This window comes from Hyphomicrobium sp. (assembly GCF_019744875.1).
Lineage (GTDB): Bacteria > Pseudomonadota > Alphaproteobacteria > Rhizobiales > Hyphomicrobiaceae > Hyphomicrobium_C.
The window spans coordinates 695,001-716,107 of record NZ_JAIETU010000005.1; the positions used below are offsets into that span (position 1 = coordinate 695,001).

At 64.5% G+C, this 21,107-nt stretch carries 20 protein-coding genes; 7 read left to right on the forward strand and 13 right to left on the reverse strand.

Features of this window, described 5'->3' with window-relative positions; all coding sequences use genetic code 11:
* The first annotated feature begins 148 nt into the window (after positions 1-148).
* Both K2Y42_RS13240 and K2Y42_RS13245 read left to right on the forward strand, forming a co-directional pair.
* Positions 149-706, forward strand: coding sequence for an RNA methyltransferase (locus K2Y42_RS13240; RefSeq protein WP_291153196.1), 558 nt, complete (start codon positions 149-151; stop codon positions 704-706).
* 102 nt (positions 707-808) lie between these two features.
* Positions 809-1,345, forward strand: a complete 537-nt coding sequence (locus K2Y42_RS13245) for an invasion associated locus B family protein (RefSeq protein WP_291153198.1) — start codon at positions 809-811, stop codon at positions 1,343-1,345.
* Between the two features lie 13 nt (positions 1,346-1,358).
* On the opposite strand, the gene K2Y42_RS13250 is transcribed toward K2Y42_RS13245, so the two are convergent.
* From K2Y42_RS13250 to K2Y42_RS13260, 3 genes are read right to left on the reverse strand one after another with little or no spacing between them, the layout of a single operon-like run.
* The gene (locus tag K2Y42_RS13250) at positions 1,359-1,979 is read right to left on the reverse strand and encodes a Smr/MutS family protein (RefSeq protein ID WP_291153200.1); all 621 of its coding nucleotides are present in this window, start codon (positions 1,977-1,979) and stop codon (positions 1,359-1,361) included.
* Entirely contained in the window at positions 1,976-3,115 is a 1,140-nt protein-coding gene (locus K2Y42_RS13255; RefSeq protein ID WP_291153203.1) for an MltA domain-containing protein, read from the reverse strand. Before K2Y42_RS13255 ends, K2Y42_RS13250 begins: the two co-directional genes overlap by 4 nt.
* A 34-nt stretch (positions 3,116-3,149) precedes the next feature.
* On the reverse strand, positions 3,150-3,896 hold the full coding sequence (locus K2Y42_RS13260) for a Tim44/TimA family putative adaptor protein (RefSeq protein WP_291153206.1): 747 nt from the start codon (positions 3,894-3,896) through the stop codon (positions 3,150-3,152).
* 331 nt (positions 3,897-4,227) lie between these two features.
* Here K2Y42_RS13260 and secB point away from each other — a divergent pair, with 331 nt between their 5' ends.
* Entirely contained in the window at positions 4,228-4,734 is a 507-nt protein-coding gene (secB, locus tag K2Y42_RS13265; protein WP_291153209.1) for a protein-export chaperone SecB, read from the forward strand.
* 14 nt (positions 4,735-4,748) lie between these two features.
* Here the strand turns inward: secB and dnaQ are convergent, their stop codons facing one another.
* From dnaQ to K2Y42_RS13290, 5 genes are all read right to left on the reverse strand, one after another.
* Entirely contained in the window at positions 4,749-5,477 is a 729-nt protein-coding gene (gene dnaQ, locus K2Y42_RS13270) for a DNA polymerase III subunit epsilon (RefSeq protein WP_291154053.1), read from the reverse strand.
* A gap of 92 nt (positions 5,478-5,569) precedes the next feature.
* On the reverse strand, positions 5,570-6,184 hold the full coding sequence (gene coaE / locus K2Y42_RS13275; protein ID WP_291154055.1) for a dephospho-CoA kinase: 615 nt from the start codon (positions 6,182-6,184) through the stop codon (positions 5,570-5,572).
* Positions 6,184-7,026: a shikimate dehydrogenase gene (locus tag K2Y42_RS13280; RefSeq protein ID WP_291153211.1), complete on the reverse strand. Its 843-nt coding sequence runs from the start codon at positions 7,024-7,026 to the stop codon at positions 6,184-6,186. The genes coaE and K2Y42_RS13280 overlap by 1 nt, the downstream gene beginning before the upstream one ends.
* Entirely contained in the window at positions 7,023-7,631 is a 609-nt protein-coding gene (locus tag K2Y42_RS13285; protein WP_291153215.1) for a Maf family protein, read from the reverse strand. Before K2Y42_RS13285 ends, K2Y42_RS13280 begins: the two co-directional genes overlap by 4 nt.
* Positions 7,621-8,508: a pyruvate, water dikinase regulatory protein gene (locus tag K2Y42_RS13290; RefSeq protein WP_291153218.1), complete on the reverse strand. Its 888-nt coding sequence runs from the start codon at positions 8,506-8,508 to the stop codon at positions 7,621-7,623. The genes K2Y42_RS13285 and K2Y42_RS13290 overlap by 11 nt, the downstream gene beginning before the upstream one ends.
* A 412-nt stretch (positions 8,509-8,920) precedes the next feature.
* On the opposite strand from K2Y42_RS13290, the gene hemE reads away from it, so the two are divergent.
* From hemE to rho, 3 genes are all read left to right on the forward strand, one after another.
* A complete protein-coding gene (gene hemE / locus K2Y42_RS13295) occupies positions 8,921-9,988 on the forward strand; it encodes a uroporphyrinogen decarboxylase (protein WP_291153221.1) in 1,068 nt (355 codons plus the stop codon).
* A gap of 41 nt (positions 9,989-10,029) precedes the next feature.
* Positions 10,030-10,557 (forward strand): protoporphyrinogen oxidase HemJ, encoded by a 528-nt coding sequence (hemJ, locus tag K2Y42_RS13300; protein WP_291153224.1) that lies wholly within the window; start codon positions 10,030-10,032, stop codon positions 10,555-10,557.
* 218 nt (positions 10,558-10,775) lie between these two features.
* A complete protein-coding gene (gene rho / locus K2Y42_RS13305) occupies positions 10,776-12,041 on the forward strand; it encodes a transcription termination factor Rho (RefSeq protein WP_291153227.1) in 1,266 nt (421 codons plus the stop codon).
* 80 nt (positions 12,042-12,121) lie between these two features.
* Here the strand turns inward: rho and K2Y42_RS13310 are convergent, their stop codons facing one another.
* The 4 genes from K2Y42_RS13310 to K2Y42_RS13325 all read right to left on the reverse strand — a co-directional run bounded on the left by K2Y42_RS13310 (position 12,122) and on the right by K2Y42_RS13325 (position 18,190).
* Positions 12,122-13,603 carry a PAS domain-containing methyl-accepting chemotaxis protein gene (locus K2Y42_RS13310; protein WP_291153229.1) on the reverse strand — a complete coding sequence of 494 codons (1,482 nt, stop codon included), beginning with the start codon at positions 13,601-13,603 and terminating at the stop codon, positions 12,122-12,124.
* Positions 13,604-13,834: 231 nt separating this feature from the next.
* Positions 13,835-14,788 (reverse strand): sterol desaturase family protein, encoded by a 954-nt coding sequence (locus K2Y42_RS13315; protein ID WP_291153232.1) that lies wholly within the window; start codon positions 14,786-14,788, stop codon positions 13,835-13,837.
* Positions 14,789-15,059: 271 nt separating this feature from the next.
* Positions 15,060-16,031, reverse strand: coding sequence for a sterol desaturase family protein (locus K2Y42_RS13320; protein WP_291153235.1), 972 nt, complete (start codon positions 16,029-16,031; stop codon positions 15,060-15,062).
* A 116-nt stretch (positions 16,032-16,147) separates the two neighbouring features.
* On the reverse strand, positions 16,148-18,190 hold the full coding sequence (locus K2Y42_RS13325; RefSeq protein ID WP_291153238.1) for a thioredoxin domain-containing protein: 2,043 nt from the start codon (positions 18,188-18,190) through the stop codon (positions 16,148-16,150).
* A 96-nt stretch (positions 18,191-18,286) separates the two neighbouring features.
* Between K2Y42_RS13325 and mnmE the strand changes: the two genes are divergently transcribed.
* Positions 18,287-19,636 (forward strand): tRNA uridine-5-carboxymethylaminomethyl(34) synthesis GTPase MnmE, encoded by a 1,350-nt coding sequence (gene mnmE / locus K2Y42_RS13330; RefSeq protein WP_291153239.1) that lies wholly within the window; start codon positions 18,287-18,289, stop codon positions 19,634-19,636.
* Between the two features lie 855 nt (positions 19,637-20,491).
* Here mnmE and K2Y42_RS13335 read toward each other — a convergent pair.
* Positions 20,492-20,938, reverse strand: coding sequence for a hypothetical protein (locus tag K2Y42_RS13335; protein WP_291153241.1), 447 nt, complete (start codon positions 20,936-20,938; stop codon positions 20,492-20,494).
* Positions 20,939-21,107: the final 169 nt, after the last annotated feature.

The following is a 21,107-nucleotide window of genomic DNA, read 5'->3' on the forward strand; positions in this document are numbered from 1 at the left end:
TATCTGCTCTCCGGGCGGACTCTGGCGGACCATGACGGTGAGTTGTCCCTCGCGGATCGCCCTTTGCGGCGCACCTCTGTGTCCCACTGGGATCTGCGAGGTCCGCCAAGGTCTCTAGCCGGAGTGCCGTCATCATGCGAGCCCAAATATGACGTCCACGGCCTGGCCCCCCAAAGCACGCGGCTATTTCGCAATCGGCGCGGAACGCTCCTCGAAAGCGCTCAACCTCGGCAACCTGATGCGGTCTGCGCATGCGTTCGGGGCGAGCTTCACGTTCACGATCGGAGCGCAGTACCAGGCGCTCGAAGCCCGCGCCGACACGTCGAAGGGGCACTGGCACCTGCCGCACTACAACTGGACCGCGACCGGCGACATGGTGCTGCCGAAGGGCTGCAAGCTGGTCGGCATCGAATTGCTCGACGAAGCCGTGGCGCTGCCGAGCTTTCGCCATCCTCTGCAGGCCGCCTACGTGCTGGGGCCGGAGCGCGGTTCGCTCTCGGACGATCTGCTCGCGCGATGCGATTTCACCGTCAAGATCCCGACCAGCTTTTGCGTCAACGTGGCGATGGCGGGGGCCATCGTGATGTACGACCGGGTGAAAAGCATGGCGCCATTCGCCGAGCGGCCGATATCCGAGGGGGGACCCGCGCCAGCAAGTGGGGCGGTACGCGCGGATGGACACCGCAAGGGGCGCGCCGACGGCTAATGCGCCAGACCGAGCGGTGCGCCGGCAGTCCGACGGGTGGCAAATTGACCAAGCTCCAAGTATAAAGGCGCAGATTCGCCAGAAGGGGACTGTCGAACTTCCATGAAGCCAATCCGCATCAAGCCGTTCGCCGCCCTCCCGCTCATCGTGGGCTTCACGCTCACGGGCGCCGCCCCGCTCGCCGCGCAGGCGCTCGCCCAGGGCGCCGTCGAGATGAAGAAATTCGGCGACTGGATCGTGCACCAGAACAGCGGCGAGGGGCCCAAGATCTGCTTTGCGGCAACGCTGCCCAAAACCAAAGAGCCGGCGACCGCCAACCGCGCCAAGATCGTCTTCTATGTTTCGGCCTGGCCCAAGGAAGGCGTGAAGTCGGAAATCTCCATCAAGCTCGGCTATCGCATCAAAGCTGACGCACCCATCGCCGTGACCGTGGGCGACGACGAATTCCAGCTCTTCGCGCAGGACGACCGCGCCTATGTGGCGGACGCCACGCAGGAGCTGAAGATGATCGAATCCATGAAGAAGGCTTCGAAGCTCACCGTCAAAGCCACGTCCACGCGCGGCACGCAGACTGTCGATACCTATTCGCTGCAGGGGCTCGGCCAGGCGCTGCAGGCGATCGCGACGGCCTGCCCGTAAGCGCTCAAGCGGATTAGCGGACTTTCTCTGGATTGCGGAGCTGCACGTAGAGCGCTCCTTCGCCACCGTGCGAGATCGCGGCCACCGTAAAGCTGACGACGATGGCGCGCAGCTCCGGTTCCGCCAGCCACATCGGCACGTTCTTCTTCAGGATGCCGCGCTCGGCCACGCCGAACATGTCGTCATCGTCGCGCGGGCGGCGCGGCCCGCCCTTGCCGGTGATGACCAGCACCCAGCGCTGACCCTTGCGAAACGCGGAATGCAAAAAGCCTCTCAGCGCGGTGTGCGCTTCGTGCTGGCGCATGCCGTGCAAGTCGATGCGGGCTTCGATCTCGAAGTGACCCTGGCGCAGCTTGCGCGCGGCTTTGCGGTCGAACGTGCTCAGCGACGGCGCGTTCGCTTCCGAGGTCCGCGGTGGCGTCGGCAGCGGTTTGGTTTCGGGTTTGGAGGGGCCGGGTTTCGCCGCTTTCCCATCGGTCAGAAACGGCGTGATGCTGTCGAGGTCCGGCATCTCGGCAAGGTGGCGGTCCTTGCGCACCTTGAGCGGCTGCAGCGATGACGCCGTGTGCTCCCAAAGCGCCTCATCCTCTTTGCTCAGGTGGCGGCGACGCGGCTTTGAGGGTGGCTTGCTCACGCGAGGCCGCCGGCCGCGGCAAGCAGCACAACGAACGAACCGGCATGCTTGGTCGTGCCGGCGAGCAGGCCCGCTTCGTCGCCGGAGCCGAAGTAGATGTCGCCGCGCTCGGGTCCGCGGATTGCAGAGCCCACATCCTGCGCGATCATCAGGCGCGCGAAGCTTTCATTCGGCGTCCACGGGCAGAGGTCCGGCGCCGTCACGAACACCGGCGTGCCGATGGCATGAAAGGCCGTGTCGACGGCGAGGCTGCGTCCCGGCGTCAGAGGAATCTCGATGGCGCCAAGCGGGCCGTCGTCTTCATTCTGCAGCTCGCGGAAAAAGATGAACGACCGGTTCTCCTGCATCACGGCGCTGCCGCGCGCGGCGTCCGCCGAAAGCCAGACCTTCAACGCGTCGAGCGTCATGTCGTCGGCAGAGAACAGACCGGCGTCGATCAGGTAGCGGCCGACGGACGTGTAGGGATGCCCGTTCTTGCCGTCATAGGTGATGCGGATGGTCGTGCCGTCGGGCAGGCGAATGCGGCCCGACCCCTGGATGTGCATGAAGAACGTATCGACCGGGTCGGACAGCCAGACGAGCTCGAGGCCTTGTCCGGCGAGTGCGCCCGCTTCGATCTCGGCCCGCGTCGAGTAGGGTTCGGTGCCGTCCGCCGTCCGGCGTGCGTGGGTGAGGCCGCCTGCCAGCGCGCCGCGCTCGGCCTCGGCGACGAGGTTCACGAGATCGGGCGGGCGGCGATAGACGGGGATCTGGAAGGGTCCGGTCTCTTCGCGCGAACCCGGCAGAACCGGCTCGTAGTACCCAGTCAGCAAGCCCGGGTTGCGATCGTGGACGACGCGATGGGGAATGAAGTTCGCCTCGAAGAAGGCTTTGGCCTCTTCAGGCTTCGTAATGCCCGGCGCCTCTTGCTGCGCGCGTTGTGCTGCTGAGAGGAGCGCCGCGCCGGCGACACAGGTCTTGCCGCTCGTCGCACCGCTTGACGTGCTTGCCCGCGCAAGCGCAGGCGCCGACCTTACGAACGCGCGAAAGGCGGCTAGGTGATCGTCTGCATCCCAACCGGAGAGCGCTGCATACGGCACCGCCTCGAAGACGATGTCCTGTCCTGCCACTTCAGATGTGCGGGCTCCAAGCGGCATGGGGGTCAGCGGCCAATTGCGTGGGCAACCTCAATTAGTTGGGCGCCTGCGTGCCGACCAGCTTCCAGTTCAGGTTCCGGCGCGCGTCCTTGCTCGAGATGTCGCGCGAGAACGTCCAGATGTCGGTCACGTCCTTGATGCGGGTCTCGTCGCCGTCGATCACGTTGCCCTTGTTGTCCCGCGTCGCCGTGATGAGCTGGCTGATGAAGCGCACGGTGATGCTGGCGATGCCCTTGGAACTGACCTCGGCTTCCAGAATGTCGGCCTTGTTGATGCCGACGAAGCTCTGGTCGATGACCTCGCCCTTCTGCTCGCGCTCGACGATGGCGCGGGTAAAGCTGTCGAGCACGTCGGCGCTCAGGAGATCGCGCAGCATGCGGCGATTGCCTTCGGCGAAGGCGGTGACGATCATTTCATAAGCCTGGCGGGCGCCGCGCAGGAAGCTGTCCGGGTCGAACTTGCTGTCCAGTGCCAGGATGCTCATGAGGCGCGTCGCGAGCGCCGTGTCCTCGCCCGCGAACGATTTGATCCGCGCCTCGACCTCGGCCACCGTGACGGCCGTGTCGACCGGCTCGACGTCGCGGTCGCGCCGCGGGAGGGTGACGACCTTGTCGGACTGGGCCGCAGGCTGCGACTTCGGCATGCTCGCCTCGCGGCGGCGCTTGTCGACCCTGGCGTCGTCGTCACCCGTGCGGCGGCCCAGAACGCTCCTGAGCTTCACGATCGCAATCACGGCAATGACGAGGGAGAGAAGCGTGAGAAGATTGATTTCGCCATTCATCGTCAGCAGCTTCCCGGCAAGGCCCGCGCAAACGGGGCGTTTGCCCTGATGTAAGATCGCTAATGAGGTTCGTCCAGGCTTCGAATTCCCGGCCGATCGGGGGTGCCCGTCGGGAGAGACCTGATCATGTGCCGTAACTTAGGCCACAACGAGGGAGAAGCCAATATTCTTGCGTCGGCCTTTCCCGGTCCCGAACGATCGGGTTATTGGCCGATTGCGTGGCGGCCCCTCGCCGTGATAGCCACGGCTTTCTTTCAACAAACCGGGGCGCGCGGACCGGGCTTTTGCTCCCATCCGTCGCGATCATCGAAACGTCCAGGGCTGGTAGGCGATGGCTGACGAAAACGATCCAAAATCCACCGAGGACGAGCTGGCCAACGAAAAGCCGGTCCGGCAGATCGAAGCCCAGGTCGTCGGCCAGTTCATCAAGGATCTCTCGTTCGAAAACCCGAACGTCGAAAAGTTCCTCTCCGCCCCGAGCGAAACCCCGAACATCAAGCTCGAAATCAACGTCGGCGCCCGGCGGCTCCAGGAAGAGCTGTTCGAGAGCGCCATCGATTTCAAGGCGACTGCCACCGTTAAGGAAGGCACGATCTATCATATCGAGATCGTCTACGCTGGCATCTTCCGCCTCCGGAACGTGCCGAACGAGATGCTCGAGCCGTTCCTCGTCATCAACTGCCCGACGCTGATTTTCCCGTTCCTGCGCCGCCTCGTGGCCGACCTGACGCGGGAAGGCGGCTACCCGCCGCTGCTGCTCGATCCGATCGATTTCGCGCAGCTCTACATGCGGCGCAAAAACGAGATGGCCGCGGCCGGTCAGAAGACGGTCAACTAACTCCGTCGATCAGATCAGGATTGCCTGGTCTCCGCGCCCTCGCTCGGCGCGAAGAAGCGCTTCCAGAGCGCCTTGGGGCCGAGCGTTTCCACGAATGCGCGATGGGCGGCCACGATGTCGTCCGTGATGCGCGGGGGAAGCGGCACCGGGCGCGGGCCGCGCACGGCCGCCCGTTCCGCCGTTTCACGCCCCCGCAGCTTGCTGCTCTTGGTGCTGAGCCCAAGATTGCCCTGCCGCTCGCCCAGAAGCTCGACGTAAACGTCGGCCAGCAGCAGCGAGTCCATCAAGGCGCCGTGCTTGATGCGCTTCGAATTGTCGATGCCGTAGCGTTTGCAAAGCGCATCGAGCGTGTTGGGTCCGGCGGGGTGCTTGCGGCGCGCGAGCTGCAGGGTATCGACGACGCGGCTCATCGACAGCGCCGGATTGCCCAGGCGCTCCAGCTCGGCGTTCAGGAAGCCGATGTCGAACACGGCATTGTGAATGACCAGCGTATCGCCCGCGATGAAGTCCAGAAATTCACCGGCCACGGCGGCGAAGAGCGGCTTGTCGAGCAGGAATGCCGTCGACAGACCGTGCACGGCCTCAGCCTCGGCGGGAACGTTGCGCTCGGGATTGATGAACTGGTGGTACTCGCGGCCCGTCGGAATGCGGTTCACGAGCTCGATGCAGCCGATTTCAATCAAGCGGTCGCCGCGGCGGGGATCGAGGCCGGTCGTTTCGGTGTCGAGCACGATCTCGCGCAGCATGAAGGTCTCTCGGTCGTTGGCGGGTCGGTCGTTAGCGGGAATGAGCGAAGCCGGCGCCGGGTACTCAGACCGTTCGAGGACGGTGCGCTTCAACGCCAGTGGCGCGCGTAGGCTTCGGCGGGACGCGACTGCAACGCGTCCAGGATAGCATCGACCTGGGCCTCGCTGTCGGCCAGCGTGCCCCCAGTGTCCACAACAAAGTCGGCGCGGCGGCGCTTTTCGGCGTCCGGGAGTTGCCGCTCGAGCAGGGCATCGAGGCGCGCGGCCGTCATGCCCGGGCGCGCGAGCACGCGTTCACGCTGGACCTCCGGCGGGGCGGAGACGACTACGACCTGATCGACATGAGCGTCGAGCCCGGTTTCATAGAGCAGTGGAATTTCAAGGACGGCGATCGAGCCATCCCATTTCTTGATCTCGTCGAGGAAAGCCTGCTCGGCGCGGCGCACGAGAGGATGGACGATCTGTTCCAGCTCCCGGAAGCGCGCCGGGTCACGCGCAAGGCTGGCGGCCAAGCGGGTGCGATCGACGCGGCCGTCCGCCGTGGTGCCCGGAAATGCCGCCTCGACTTTCGGCACCGCATCGCCCTCGTACAGGCGGTGCACCTCCTGGTCGGCATCGAACACCGGCACGCCGCGGGCGCGCAACATGGCCGCGACGGCGGACTTGCCCATGCCGATCGAACCGGTGAGGCCGACGATCCGCATCACGCACCCTCGATGTCGGCGGCGATGCGGTCATAGAGTTCGTCCGTCACCTCGGGGCGGACGCCGAACCATTTCTCGAAACCCGGCACGGCCTGGTGCAGCAGCATGCCGAGGCCATCGACGGTGCGCAGGCCATGCCGGCGTGCGTCGCGGATCAGGCCGGTTTCCAGCGGTGCATAGACGATGTCGGAGACGATGCAGTCGGGATGGAAGTCCGTGAAATCGAGGTCCAGCGAACCGGCGCCCTTGAGGCCGACGGACGTGGTGTTGACGAGCACGGAGGCTTCGGTCGAGGCGCGCGAGCGCTGATCCCACGGCATCACCTTGATGCGCGGCCCGAAGGCCTGCGCCAGGACTTCGGCGCGTTCGGCGGAGCGATTGAACAGGCGGATCTCGGACACGCCCGCCTCGAGGAACCCGTGAATGATGGCGCGCGCGGCACCTCCCGCGCCGAGGATCGACACGGGTGCGTCGCGGCGGGACCAATCCTCGGCTTCGAGGCCAAGATAGGTCATGTAACCGTAGGTGTCCGTGTTCGACGCATGCAGCTTGCCGCCCTCGATCCACAGCGTGTTCGCGGCGCCAACAGCAGTCGCCGAGGCGTCGCGCTCATCGACGAGACGGAAGGCCGTTTCCTTGAACGGAATCGTGACGTTGCAGCCGGACAGGCCCTCGCTCGCCAAGGATGTGAAGAACGTTTCGACGGTGTCCGGCGGCACGGCCCGCTTTGTATACGTGCCGTCGATCCCATAGCGCGCGAGCCAATAGCCGTGAATGGCGGGCGAGCGCGAATGCTCGATCGGCCAGCCGATGACACACGCATGCTTTGGGCTTTTCGTCATGACACGAGCACCTTCCGGCGAAGCAGCTCGCCAAGCAACGGCACCAACGGCAGGCCCAGGATCGTTGCGTGGGCGCCATCGACGCTTTCGAAGAGCTGAATGGCCGGTCCCTCGATCTGGTATGCGCCGACGGACGACAGCACGACATCGCCCACTTTCGCGAGATAGGCATCGAGCGCGGCGTCGCTGAAGGCGCGCATCGTCAGGTGCGCGGCGGCGCTCTCGCGCCAGAGCTCTTCCCCATCGCGTGCCAGCGACGCACTGGAATAGAGCGTGTGGGACTTGCCGCGCAACGCGCCCAGAACCTCGCGGGCTTCGCGCATCGATGCTGCTTTTTCGAGCAGCCGTCCTTCGAAGGAGAGGACCTGATCGCCGCCGATGACGAGCGCGCCGGGATGGCGGGCGCTCACGGCTTTCGCTTTTTCTTCTGCGAGCCGCCCCGCGACCTGGCTGTGCGATCCGCCGGCCGCAAGCACCTGATCGCGAATGTCCGCTTCGTCCACGTTCGCCGGATCGACCGTGAAGGCGAGGCCGGCAGCTTCCAGCATGGCGCGCCGCGTGGCGCTGCCGGAGGCCAGGATCAGATTTCGCGCCTCACTCACCATGGGTCGGCTCGTTTGCCGGCTCGGGCGGCACCGTCTCCGAATCGTCACTCGCGCCCGCCTCGCGGTCCTGCATCAGGCGAATGATGGTCGCGGCCGTTTCTTCGACCGAGCGGCGCGTGACGTCGATCACCGGCCAGCCGTGCTTGGCGCAGAGCTTGCGGGTGTAGGTGATCTCGGCGGCGATCCGGCTGCGGTCGACGTAGTCGTCGAGGTCGCGATCGGCCAGCAGCAGTGCGCGGTTGCGGCGGACTTCGGCGATCCGGTCCGGGCTCGCGATCAGGCAGACGACGAACGCGGAATGCTGGCTCGCGATCTGCTCGGGGAACGGCAGCGACGGCACGAGCGGCACGTTCGCCGTCTTGTATCCGCGCTGCGAGAGATAGATGCTCGTCGGCGTTTTCGACGTGCGCGAAATGCCGAGCAGGATGATGTCGGCGTCGTTGAGGTCTTCCGGCAGGCGGCCGTCGTCATGCGCCATGGTGAAGTTGAGCGCGTCGATGCGACGGAAATAGTCCGCGTCGAGCACGTGCTGGCCGGCGACGCGCGGCGTCTTGGGCGCGCCAAGGTACGATTCGAACACCTGCATGATCGGTTGCAGCACCGCCAGGCACGGCACCTTCAGCTCTTTGCACTTGAGCTCGAGCGCAGCGATCAAATCGAGATTGACGATCGTGTAGAGCACGATGCCGGGCGCCTGCTCGATCTCCTGCAGTACGCGCTTCAACTGGCGCGCATTGCGCACGAGGGGGTGCACATGCTCGATCGGCCGGATCTGCGCGTATTGCACCGACGCCGCCTTGGCGATGGTGGTCAGCGTCTCGCCCGTAGAATCCGACACGAGGTGGAGGTGGAAATAGCTCGGCTGGCTGTGGGCCATCTGTGGATCAGAAGCCTTGTATTCGGTTCGTCACGGCCGGAGTTGTGCCTGCCGTTGGCAACGTGTGCTGGTTGTCCACCGGGATACCCCGATTACAGCCGATGTGAAGCAAATTTCTGTGGCGAGGCTCTTCCCCGTGGATGACATGATCCTCGACAGGCCATCACGGTCAATCCACAAGGCATCCCCAGAGACGTGATGCGCTGGGTGGGCGACAAGCTGTTGACTCGCATAGCCTCTGCCGGGCCTAGTGGCGCCGATCCGAACGGCACCCAAGGTCTTGCGCGTTGGCGATCCAGCGCTTGAGAGGCTTGGGACGGCACGGGGAAAACGGTGCAATGCCCAGAACCCCCAGCCCTAATAACAATAAAAATAACCTTAAGATTCTTAATCTTTTATTGAAGGGAAGATCATGAGCGAGAGAGGACAGGCCGGGGCAGGCTCGGCAGTCGAGAGGCGATTTCTGGCACCGTTCCGTGGTCAGACGCTCGACGTGCCCCCGATCTGGCTCATGCGGCAGGCGGGGCGCTATCTGCCGGAGTACCGCGCCACGCGGGCGGAGGCCGGTAGCTTCCTCAAGCTTTGTTACAATCCGAAGCTCGCCGCCGAAGTGACGCTGCAGCCGATCCGCCGCTATGGCTTCGATGCGGCTATTCTGTTCGCGGATATTCTGATCGTTCCGGATGCGCTCGGGCAGGGCGTGCGGTTCGAGGACGGCGAGGGCCCCCGGCTCGATCCGATCCGGTCGGTCGCCGACCTCGCGCGGCTCGATCTCAAGGGCACGTCGGGCAAATTCGATATCATTGCCGAGACGGTGCAGCGCCTGCGGCAGGATCTGCCGAGCGAAACGGCGCTGATCGGGTTCTGCGGCGCGCCGTGGACGGTCGCGACCTACATGGTCCAGGGGCAGGGCTCGGCGGACCAGGCGGAAGCGCGGCTGTGGGCCTATCGCGACCCGGAAGGGTTCGACCAGCTCATCGATCTTTTGACCGCGGCCTCGATCGACTATCTCGACCGGCAGGTCAAAGCGGGCGCGGATTGTCTCCAGATTTTCGATACTTGGGCCGGTTCTCTGCCAGATGACGAGTTCGACCGCTGGGTCGTGGCGCCGACCCGGACGATCCGTGAAGCGCTCAAGGACATGCACCCGGATGTGCCGGTCATCGGCTTTCCGCGCGGCGCGGGCGCGACGGCGGTCTGGTACGTGTCGGAGACGGGCGTCAACGGCATCGGCTGCGATACGGCGACGCCGCCGTTCGTGATGAGCGAGGCCTTCGACGAGGAGGACGTGGTCATCCAGGGCAATCTCGATCCGCTGCTGCTGGTGGCAGGCGGGGCGAGGCTCGACGAGCGGGTGGACGAGATCCTCGACCTGATGCGCGACAAGAGATTCATATTCAACCTGGGGCATGGAATCGTGCCACAAACGCCGCCGGAGCACGTGGCCAAGCTGGTCGAGCGGGTCCGGCGCGGGGGGTGACCGCCCGCGCGCTGGGGAGTTTCGGGTGAAGGATCGATCCGATGGCTGAGACAGCGCAGGGTGACAGTTCCGGCAAGCGGGCCGCCATTGCGTTCGCCTCCGTGATCGGGTTCGGCGCGGTGATCGCCTATCTGGCCGGCCCGAATGCCTACAACTGGCTCAAGGCGCTGCATGTGATCGCCGTCATCTCGTGGATGGCGGGCATGCTCTACCTGCCGCGCCTGTTTATCTACCATTGCGGGGCGGCGCCCGGATCGGAGCTCTCCGAGACGCTCAAGGTGATGGAGCAGCGGCTGCTGGCGATCATCATCACGCCGGCGATGATCGCGACCTGGGTGATCGGCCTGTGGTTGGCCTGGCAGGGCGGGTACTTTTCCTCGGGCTGGTTCCACGCCAAGTTCGCGCTCGTTTTCGCGATGTCAGGCGTTCATGGTTTCTTCTCGGCCTCGGCGCGGCGGTTCGCCGAAGACCGCAACACGGTGCCGGCCGCGCGCTGGCGGCTCTGGAACGAGGTGCCGACCGCGCTCATGATCTTCATCGTTATCCTCGTGATCGTGAAACCGTTTTAAAGCTCTTGCGTTTGGCTGGTAACGCTTTCGCTCACCAAATTCGTTTGCTATAGAGAGAAGGATCGAATCGACCCCTGGTCTCTCCGGCCGGGATGTTGGCTGCAAGGCGCACCGCGCTTCGGCCAACCGGCTTTCCAGCCACCTCTCACAATTCCCCACCTTTCCGGCTACCGGCGACCCTCTCTCCCCCCTTCGCCGTGGCTGCTATGGAGCGGTTCATGACCGAAATGAAGCTCGAGGACCTCAAGCTTAAGTCCCCCACCGAGCTGTTGAGCTTTGCCGAAGAAGTCGGCGTCGAAAATGCCAGCACGCTGCGCAAGCAGGAGCTGATGTTCGCAACCTTGAAGCAGCTCGCTGCCAAAGAGGTGGACATCACCGGCATCGGCGTCGTCGAGGTTCTTCAGGACGGCTTCGGCTTTCTGCGTTCGCCGGACGCGAACTACCTGCCCGGCCCGGACGACATCTACATCTCGCCTTCGCAGATCCGCCGCTTCGCGCTCCGCACGGGCGACACCGTCGAGGGCCAGATCAGAAGCCCGAAGGATGGCGAGCGCTACTTCGCTCTGCTCAAGGTCAACCGGATCAATTTCGAAGATCCCGAAGCCACCAAGCACAAGATCCACTTCGACAACCTGACGCCGCTCTATCCGACGAGCTGGCTCAAGATGGAAATCGAAGACCCGACCATCCGCGATCTCTCCGCCCGCGTCATCGACATCGTCGTTCCTCTCGGCAAAGGCCAGCGCGCCCTCATCGTGGCGCCTCCGCGCACCGGTAAGACGGTGCTGCTCCAAAACATCGCCCACTCGATCACCGCCAACCATCCCGAGTGCTACCTCATCGTGCTGCTCATCGACGAGCGGCCCGAGGAAGTCACCGACATGCAGCGCTCGGTGAAGGGCGAGGTGATCTCCTCGACGTTCGACGAGCCGGCCTCGCGCCACGTGCAGGTTTCGGAAATGGTGATCGAGAAGGCCAAGCGCCTCGTCGAGCACAAGCGCGACGTCGTCATTCTGCTCGACAGCATCACGCGCCTCGGCCGCGCCTATAACACGGTCGTTCCGTCTTCCGGCAAGGTGCTCACGGGCGGCGTCGACTCCAACGCGCTGCAGCGCCCGAAGCGCTTCTTCGGTGCGGCCCGCAACATCGAAGAGGGTGGCTCTCTGACCATCATCGCGACCGCGCTGGTCGATACCGGCAGCCGCATGGACGAGGTCATTTTCGAAGAGTTCAAGGGCACGGGCAACTCGGAAATCATTCTCGACCGCAAGGTCTCCGACAAGCGCGTTTTCCCGTCGATCGACGTGGCGCGCTCGGGCACGCGCAAGGAAGACCTGCTGGTGCCGAAGGATCAGCTCAAGAAGGTCTACGTGCTGCGGCGCATCCTCAATCCGATGGGAACGATGGACGCCATCGAGTTCCTGCTCGACAAGCTGCGCTCGACCAAGACCAACGGCGAGTTCTTCCAGTCGATGAATACCTGAGACGGGAAACGATCAGTCTCTCTGGCGACATGAAAAAGCGGCGGGTCAGGCGACCCGCCGCTTTTTTGTCTCGTGCGAGATCAGGCGACGAGGGCTTGAGACGCGGTCTTCACCTTCTGCGTCGAAGTGTTGGCGGTCGCCGCTGAAGCGGCGATGCGGCGCATGTTCTCCGAGATTTCGTGCACACCTTGGGATGCGGTCTGCATGTTCGCGGAGATGTCCTGGGTGACGGCGCCCTGTTCTTCCACGGCGGCCGCAATGCCCTGCGAAATGTCGTTGATCGACGCGATGATGTCGGAGATTTCCCGGATGGCGGCCACGGCATCGTGGGTGCCGCTCTGGACGGTTGCGATCTGGGTCGAAATCTCCGCCGTTGCCTTCGCCGTTTGATTGGCGAGCGCCTTGACCTCCTGGGCGACGACTGCAAAGCCCTTGCCGGCATCGCCGGCGCGCGCCGCTTCGATGGTGGCGTTGAGGGCGAGCAGGTTGGTCTGCGACGCGATCGTGTTGATCAGCTCAACGACTTGCCCGATCCGCTCCGTCGTGCCGGACAGCCCGGCGACAACGCCGTTGGCGTGGGTGCTCTGCTGGACGGCGCGATGGGAGATCTGGGATGCTTCGTTGACGCGGCGGCTGATCTCCTGCACCGACGCGACAAGCTCTTCCGCGGCGGAGGCTACGGCCTGGACGTTTGCCGCCGTCTGGGACGACGCGCTTTCGGCGCTCACGACCTCGGTCGCCGTGCGCGCGATCTCGGTGGTGATGTGGCCGAGATCCGAGTCGATCTCGGTCTGGATGCGGGCCCGGCGCAGACGATCTTCCACGGCGCTCGTGATGTCGGTGCAGAATTTCACGATCTTGTACGGCACGCCCGACGGATCGAAAATCGGGTTGTAGGTTGCTTGCAGCCAGACGGTCTTGCCGCCCCGTCCGATGCGCTTGTATTCGGCCGATTGATATTCGCCGCGGTTGAGGGCGGCCCAGAACTCACGATACCGCGGGCTCGAGCGCTCCGTACTCTCGACGAACATCTGGTGGTGTTGGCCCTTGACCTCGTCGAGGGTGTAGCCGGTGGCGGCGAGAAAATTGGCGTTAGCGGAAATCACAGTGCCGTCCAGGTTGAACTGAATGACGCCCTGGCTCTTGTCGATGGCTGCGACCTGTCCCTGGAAATCGGCGTTGCGGAGCTTTGACTCGGTGATGTCGGTGCAGAACTTGATCACCTTGGTCGGCTTCCCGTTCGATCCGAGAATGGGATTGTAACTGGCCTGGAGCCAGATCACTTTGCCGCCCTTGCCGAGGCGCTTGTATTCGCCGGACTGGAACTCGCCGCGATTGAGATTTTCCCAGAATGTCTTGTAGCTCGCCTGCCTGTGTTCGGATGGTTCGACAAGCATGCGGTGGTGCTGGCTGCTGAGCTCGTCGAGCGAATACCCGACGGTCGAGAGGAAGTTGGCGTTCGCGTGCCGGATGGTGCCGTCCATGGAGAACTCGATCAGCGCCTGGGACCGATTGATGGCTGCAAGCTGCGCGTCGAGCTCCGTCGACTTGGATGAAAACATCGTGCGTCCCCCGTGAAAACATGAAGCAGCGCCCGAATCATTATTTTGATAGCTGCAAATCCTCCGTTACCTGAAAGATATTTCACTGTCTATTACACGCTGCTCAAATTTCAGCCACGTTTTGACAAGGAATTCCCAGATCTTAATCTGCCGCATGAAGATGCTATGACGTTCTCGCAACAAAAAAGGCCGCCAAGATCTGGCGGCCTTTTTCGCGTCTAGAGGTCTTGTTCAGCGCGTGGTCGGCATCGGCCTGTGGGCCGGCTCGTGGTGTTCGGGCTGCGCGCTGGCCGGGCCCACGTAGGGGGTTCCGGGCGTGTAGCGGAACGGGAACGCCAAGTGCTCGCGGTAGGACTTCGGGAACTGCGGGACGTCGTCGATACCCATGTCGTTGGCGGTGATGGGACGGGGCGGCTCCGGCTGGAAGGTGCCGAACATGCGGTCCCACACGGTGAGGAAGAGGCCGAAGTTGACGTCGCCTTCCTTGCCCCAGTTGACGTGGTGGAGGTGGTGGATTTTGCCGATCGACAGGTGATTGCGGAGCGGCCCGAGGGCGGCATCGACATTCGAATGCTGCACGATGAGCTGCACGGAGATCACGAAGCCGAGGAGCGTCGCCACTTCGACGGGCATGCCGCAAATCGCCATCGGCGCGGTGCCGAGGGCCATGTCGAGCGCCTGATGGAGCGGGTGGCGGACAAGGCCGTTGAAGCCGTAGAGCCGCGAGACGCCGTGATGAACCGCGTGCAGCTTCCAAAGCGTCGCGTAACGGTGGCTCAGCCAATGAATGAACGTGAACATGAAGTCGGCGATGACCAGCGCCAGGACGAGCTGGGCGAGGAGGGGCCACTCGCGCGGCCAGATGCCGATCAGTCCGCCGGGCTTGATGCTGAACAGCCAGGCGATGAACGGGATCATCAGGATGCCCGTCAGGCTCGTGCCCTCATAGACGATGGTGTGCCAGATGTTGGTCTGCTCGTCGCCGTGGGAGTGGTTCCACTCCTCGTGGAAGGGCAGAGCGCGCTCGGCGATGTGCGATGTTGCAAAGGCAAGGGCCAGCAACGGGGCGAGCCACGCATACGAGTGGCCGTTGGCCACGATGAAGAAGGCCGCGCCGTTCAACCCGATCACCATGAACGGGAAATAGCCGTAGCGGACGATGGTCTGCCAATGTCCAGGTTGCATCACATCCTCAGTGCGTCGTTGGTGTCGCCGTGTTTAACCGGGGAGCCAGGAACCGCGCATGCAAAAGTCGGTTGCTGGTAAACAGTCGAGAAAGACCAATGGTGGGTAACGCTCGACAGATCAATTTGATCCGGATCAGCGTGTTGCTTCATTGGGCTAAGATGTCGCATGTAACTCTGGCATCATCCGATCACGAACGTTATTGCCGCAGCACAGTTCATCCTGCGCGATCCTTCGCGCCGGTCGTTCCGTTGCTGTTTCAGACGTCAGATTAAATCTCTCCCGGACTGGCAGCGCCGCGCGCCCTTGCGGCCGGCGTCGCCGAGGCGGCGGTCCGTTGCGGCGGCGCATACGGGATTTCGGTTCCGGGGCAATAGAGACGCGGGAACGCAAGGTGGGCGCTGTAGGTGGTCGGAAAGTCCGGCACTTCGTCGATGCCAAGGTCGCCGGCGCGGATTGGTCTCGGCGGCTCGGGCGCGAACGTGCCGAGCAGGCGGTCCCATACGGTTGAGAACAGCCCGAAGTTGACGTCGCCCTCCTTGCCCCAGTTGACGTGGTGGAGGTGGTGGATCTTGCCGATCGACAGGTGATTGCGAAACGGCCCGAGGGCGGCATCGACATTCGAGTGCTGGACGATGAGTTGTATGGAAATGACGAACCCGAGCAGCGCGGCGACCTGAACGGGCATGCCGGCAAGCGCCATCGGCGCCGACCCGACGGCCATGTCCAAGGCTTGATGCAGGGGATGGCGGACAAGGCCGTTGAAGCCGTAGAGCCGCGAGACACCGTGATGGACCGCGTGCAGGCGCCAGAGCCAACTGAAGCGATGGCTGAAATAGTGCACCATCGTGAAGGTGAAATCGGTGACGACGAGGGCCATGGCGAGCTGGGCCCACATCGGCCATTCCCGGGGCCAGAGCCCAATCAGCGTGCCGGGCGTGATGCTCAACGCCCAGGCCACGAGCGGGATCATCAGCACGCCGATGGCGCTGGTGCTCTCGTAGACGATCGTGTGCCAGACGTTGGCCTGGCCATCGCCGTGGCCGTGGTTCCATTCCTCGTGCACGGGAAGGACGCGCTCGGCCGCGAAGGCGGTTGCAAAGGCAACGGCCAGCAGCGCCGGCAGCCAGAGATAGGAATGCCCGTTGGCGATGGCGTAGTAGGCGGCGCCGTTCAGCCCCAGGACCATGGCGGGAACGTATGCGTACCGAACGATTGTGCGCAGACCGTTGGATCTCATCATGAACCCCATAATCCCGTTCGAGTGTAGGCTCGTTCGGGCGGCTCAGAGCGCGAGTTCGGCGGCGTTGGTAAACACCCCCGGCGTCGCGTCGAGATCTCCTGCTTAGGTTATGCTCCCTAGGTAGTCGAGCGCAATTCGACGATGAGGGTTCTGAGGGCGGCCCCGGTCGTGACGGGGAGGGCACATTCGGGACCGATGCAGACGTAGGCGGCCGGCTTGCCGTCGATCGCCGATTTTCCGTCGAGCGCGGCGACAGGCGGGAGAGACGAGGTGGGCGGAGGGGTCGCCACCGTGAGCTCGGCCGCGCCTGGCATCGACAACGCGTGGAGCTGGTGGAGCAGGTCGCGTCCGTCGTCGGCGCCTTCAGCCTTCGCCACGACCACGAGTTGTGGCGACAAGAGATCGAACGAGGCCGCCAGCAGTCCGGTGTGGGCGGCAAGGTTCTGCGCCATGTCCTGCGCGAACGCGTGCGCGGTTTCCTCGGCGCGCTGCTGGTAAGTCTGGTCGCCGGTCAGGAGAGCGAGCATGGCCAGGTTGGACACCATCACCGAATTGGCTGACGGGGTGGCATCGTCGCTGCCGGGCTTCAGGCGCACGATCACATCCTGGGTGTCGTCGGCGGCGGTGAAGTAGCCGCCCCCGTCCGCGTCCCAATAGTGGGTATCGAGCACCTTCACCCATCCCTCGGCGGTCTCGAGGTAGGTGCGCTCGCCCGTTGCCTGGAACAGACGCAACGCGCCCCAGATCATGTTGGCGTAGTCGCTCGCCGTGGCAGGTGCACGGCCCTGGCCGTGACGCACCGAGTGCACGAGGCGACTGGATACCGTCATCGTTTCCGCAACAAAGGTGAAGGCTGTTTTCGCCATCGTCACCCACGGTGCACGATCGAAGACGACACCTGCACGCGCGAGCGCGGCGATCATCAGGCCGTTCCAATCGGCGAGCACCTTGTCGTCCCAGCCGGGACGGACGCGTTTGCCGCGGGCTTCGAGGAGCTTTGCGCGCAGGGCGGCGAGCTCGGCTTCATTGTCGGGCAGATCGGATCCCTTTGCGTTGAGGCGGTTCAGGATCGTGTGGCCTTCCCAGTTGCCTTCGGGGGTGACGTCGTAGGCTCGTCCGAACACGGCGGCCTGCTCCGGCCCGAGCACGGCTTCGATCTCGGTGGCCGACCAGACGTAGAACCGGCCTTCCTCGCCTTCCGAGTCCGCGTCGAGCGCGGAGGCGAAGCCGCCGCCGTCGACGATCATCTCGCGGGCGAGCCAGTCGACGGTTTCAGCGATGCGCGCTTCAAGCAACGGGCTTTGCGTTTCGCGCCAGACCTCCGTCATCAGGTCGATCAGCAGTGCGTTGTCGTAGAGCATCTTCTCGAAGTGCGGGGCGAGCCAGAACTCGTCGACCGAGTAGCGCGCGAAGCCACCGCCAAGGTGATCGTAGATGCCGCCCTGTGAGATGCGCTCCAACGTCTTGGTGACAGCGGCCTCGGCGGACTTGTCCTTGTAGCGGATGGCGCCGCGCCACAGGAGCCAGAAGAAGCTCCACTGCGGAAACTTGGGTGCACCCGTGATCCCGCCGTTGATGGGATCCACCACCCGCGCCAGGCGCTGGGTGACCTCGCGCAAGAGAGTATGGGTGACGGATGTTTCTGCATCGGTCACCGGGCGGTGACTGAGTGCGTGCACCAAGGCCGCGGCGTTGCTCGCGACCTTCTCTGGCTCCTGGCGGTAGATGTTCGAGATGCGCTGCAGGACATCGACGAAGGGGGGACGGCCGTATGCGCCCTGCTTCGGAAAGTAGGTGCCGCCCCAGAACGGGCGTGCGTCTGCGTCGAGGAACATCGTCAGCGGCCAGCCGCCCTGCTGGCCGAGCCGGTGGAGGGCGCCCATGTAGATGGCGTCGATGTCGGGCCGTTCCTCGCGGTCGACTTTGATGTTCACGAATAGCTCGTTCATCACCGCGGCCGTCGCCTCGTCCTCGAAGCTCTCGTGCGCCATGACGTGACACCAGTGGCAGGCGGAGTACCCGACCGACAGAAGGATGGGCTTTCCCGTTCGCTTGGCTTCGGCCAACGCTTCCGGACCCCAGGCCCACCAGTGGACGGGATTGTCCCGGTGCTGCACCAGGTAGGGGCTGCTCTCGTCGCCGAGGCGGTTGCGGCTCATGCCTTCTGTCCTTTGTTTGGCTTTGCGGCCCGTGTCAGGTAAGTCGCGGGTGACGGCTTTGCGTTCCGACGAGGTTGCGTTCCAGCGAGACTAGCCATGACGACCACCCTTCAGCCAACCATCTTTGCGCTTGCCAGTGCACCGGGCCGCGCCGGCGTTGCCGTCGTGCGGATCTCGGGCACGGCGGCCGGGCGCGTGATCGACGCCATGGCCGCGCCGCGTCCCGAGGCGCGCCGCGCCACCGGGCGGTTCATCCGTCATCCGGAGAGCGGCGACAAGCTCGATCGCGGAGTGGTGCTCTGGTTTCCGGCTCCGGCGAGTTTCACGGGCGAGGACGTGGTGGAGCTTCATCTGCACGGCGGGCGCGCTGTGGTGGCGGCGGTGCTCACCGCGCTCGGCCTGCTGCCGGGGCTGCGCATGGCCGAGCCCGGCGAGTTCGCGAGGCGGGCATTCGAAGCGGGCAAGGTCGATCTCGCCGAGGTGGAAGGTCTTGCCGACCTCATCGATGCGGAGACCGAAGGCCAGCGGCGCCAGGCGCTCGCGCAGGCCTCGGGCGCTCTGTCTGATCTCTACGACGGCTGGCGCGCAAGCCTCGTCGATGCGCTCGCGCTGATCGAAGCCGGTCTCGATTTCGCCGATGAAGGCGATGTCGGGACGCGCACCTTCTCCGAGGCGACATCCGTCATCAAGGTGCTCAACCAAGCGGTGATCCATCACCTCGAGGACGGTCACCGCGGTGAGATCCTGCGCGACGGGTTTCGGGTGGCGCTCGTCGGTCCGCCGAACGCGGGCAAGTCGAGCCTGCTGAATGCTCTGGCGCGGCGGGACGCGGCGATCGTTTCGTCGGAAGCCGGGACGACGCGAGACGTGATCGAAGTGCGGCTGGATCTCGGCGGGCTGCCGGTCATCGTTTCCGACACGGCCGGGTTTCGCGAGGCCGCCGGAGATGTAGAGCGCGAAGGCATGCGGCGCAGCCTTGTGGCGGCGGAAGCGGCCGATCTCGTGCTCTGGCTCACGGAAGCGTCGGCGCCGGAGACCGCATTGCCGCCGGCGCTGGCGCCGCTCGCCGAGCGCACGCTGCTGGTGCTCAACAAGACAGACCTGATGGCGGGCGGCACGGCACCCGCGGCGCTGCCGGATGACATGGTGCCACTATCGGTGACGACTGGCGACGGGCTCGACGCGCTCATCAAGCGCATTGCGGTGATCGCTTCCGAGCGCATCGGTCACCATGCGGAACCTGCTCTCACGCAAGTCCGTCACCGGCGGCTCGTGGAAGCCTGCCGTGACAATCTCCAGGCCTTCCTCGACGGCGCATCGGAGGATGTGGAGCTTCGTGCGGAGGATTTGCGGCTTGCGGCAGACGCGCTCGGGCGCATCACGGGCCGCGTGGATGTCGAGGACGTTCTGGATCAGGTGTTCGGACGCTTCTGCATCGGAAAGTAGAGCGGCCTGGTCTTGTCTGGCTGCGGCTTGCGACGGCCAAGTGGCACGCAATGTTTCACGTGAATCCACTTTTTTGCGGCGACGCGCTGAAGCATCGCCGCTGGTCACGATCCGTTTCACGTGAATCCATTTCGCGCCTGAACCGACCCATCCTCATCGGTCCGTCATCCCGACGCAGGTCGGGACCCACGCAAGTCAATCTTCGCGCAGCGCTCCGGGCGTGCGGGCGGGTACGAGGATGTCGGGTTCGATTGCGCGGGCGACGATCCCCGCGTGGCACGATGTGTTTCACGTGAATCCTCTTTCGCGGCGATGCGTGGGAGCATCGCGTCTCCCAGCACGATCCGTTTCACGTGAATCCAAATCTTGCCGGGGTTGATGCCGGTTGTGCGCGCTGGCGGTGCCGCCCGTCCTGGGAGTCATCCTAGGCCTCGTGCCTAGGATCCATCGCGCAGCGGCAACGAAGCGTGGAGGTGGCGGCCAAGTCATGCTTCCTGGTGAGTCCCCTTCCCATGCTGAACCTTGGGTCCTCGGGCGTCCCTGCGAGCATGGCTGCGCCATGATCCCGAGGATGACAGTGAAGGGCGACGTCGGGAGCGACACGGGGGTCGCGTAGCAGCTCAATCGGCATGCAATGTTTCACGTGAATCCACTTTTGCGCGGATACTGGCACCCGATGTTTCACGTGAATCAGCGACGGCACCCGTCTTGCGCATCGCGCGGCGCCGGACGTGCGCTCGCCGTTCGAGGCGTCTCCGGCCGAGAGCTGGATCCTAGGCACAAGGCCTAGGATGACAGTGTGGGTGAGTGTCTCATCGCCAGTCAGGGAGCGCTTTGCCCGCCCCGTCAAACCGCCTAACGGCTCAGGGCGGACTGCATGTCGGCGTTGGAGGCGAATGCCGACTGGACGACGACCGTATCCGGCACATCAGGCAGGCTTGCGGTCTGAGACTTGGGGCGGCAGCGGTCACGGGCGAGCGCGAGAAGGTGCGCGTTGCGCTGGGAGAGGGCGTCGGCCTCCTTGCCGGCTGCGTTCTGGAAGTCGAGCCCGATCCAGGCCGGCCACACGAAGATGCCCGCGACGCCTGCAACGACGTTCTGGCCGAGCTTGAAGCCCTGCTCGGCGGAAAGGTCGGTGATCTTGGCATTATTGATGCGCGTCTCGGCCTCGATGGCCTCGCACGTCACGTGCTTGTCGGACGCCAGCACGAGCGGGGAAATCTCCGGCGCGCGGCCCGCACAGCCGCTCAGCGTCAACGCGACGCTCACCCCAACGCTCACCCCCGTGACACCTTTCAGCATACAGCACTCCCCCCAACAAACGCCGAGGTAGCGTCGGCTGGAAATGAGGTGTCCGTAAGCGGCGGAATCTCCCTTTCCACATCAAAACGGAGATTTCCACGGCTTGCGTGCGCTTTGACCCTCGCGCAGGCGTCCTGTATCTCTCGCCGGACTCTTGGATGGGCGAAAG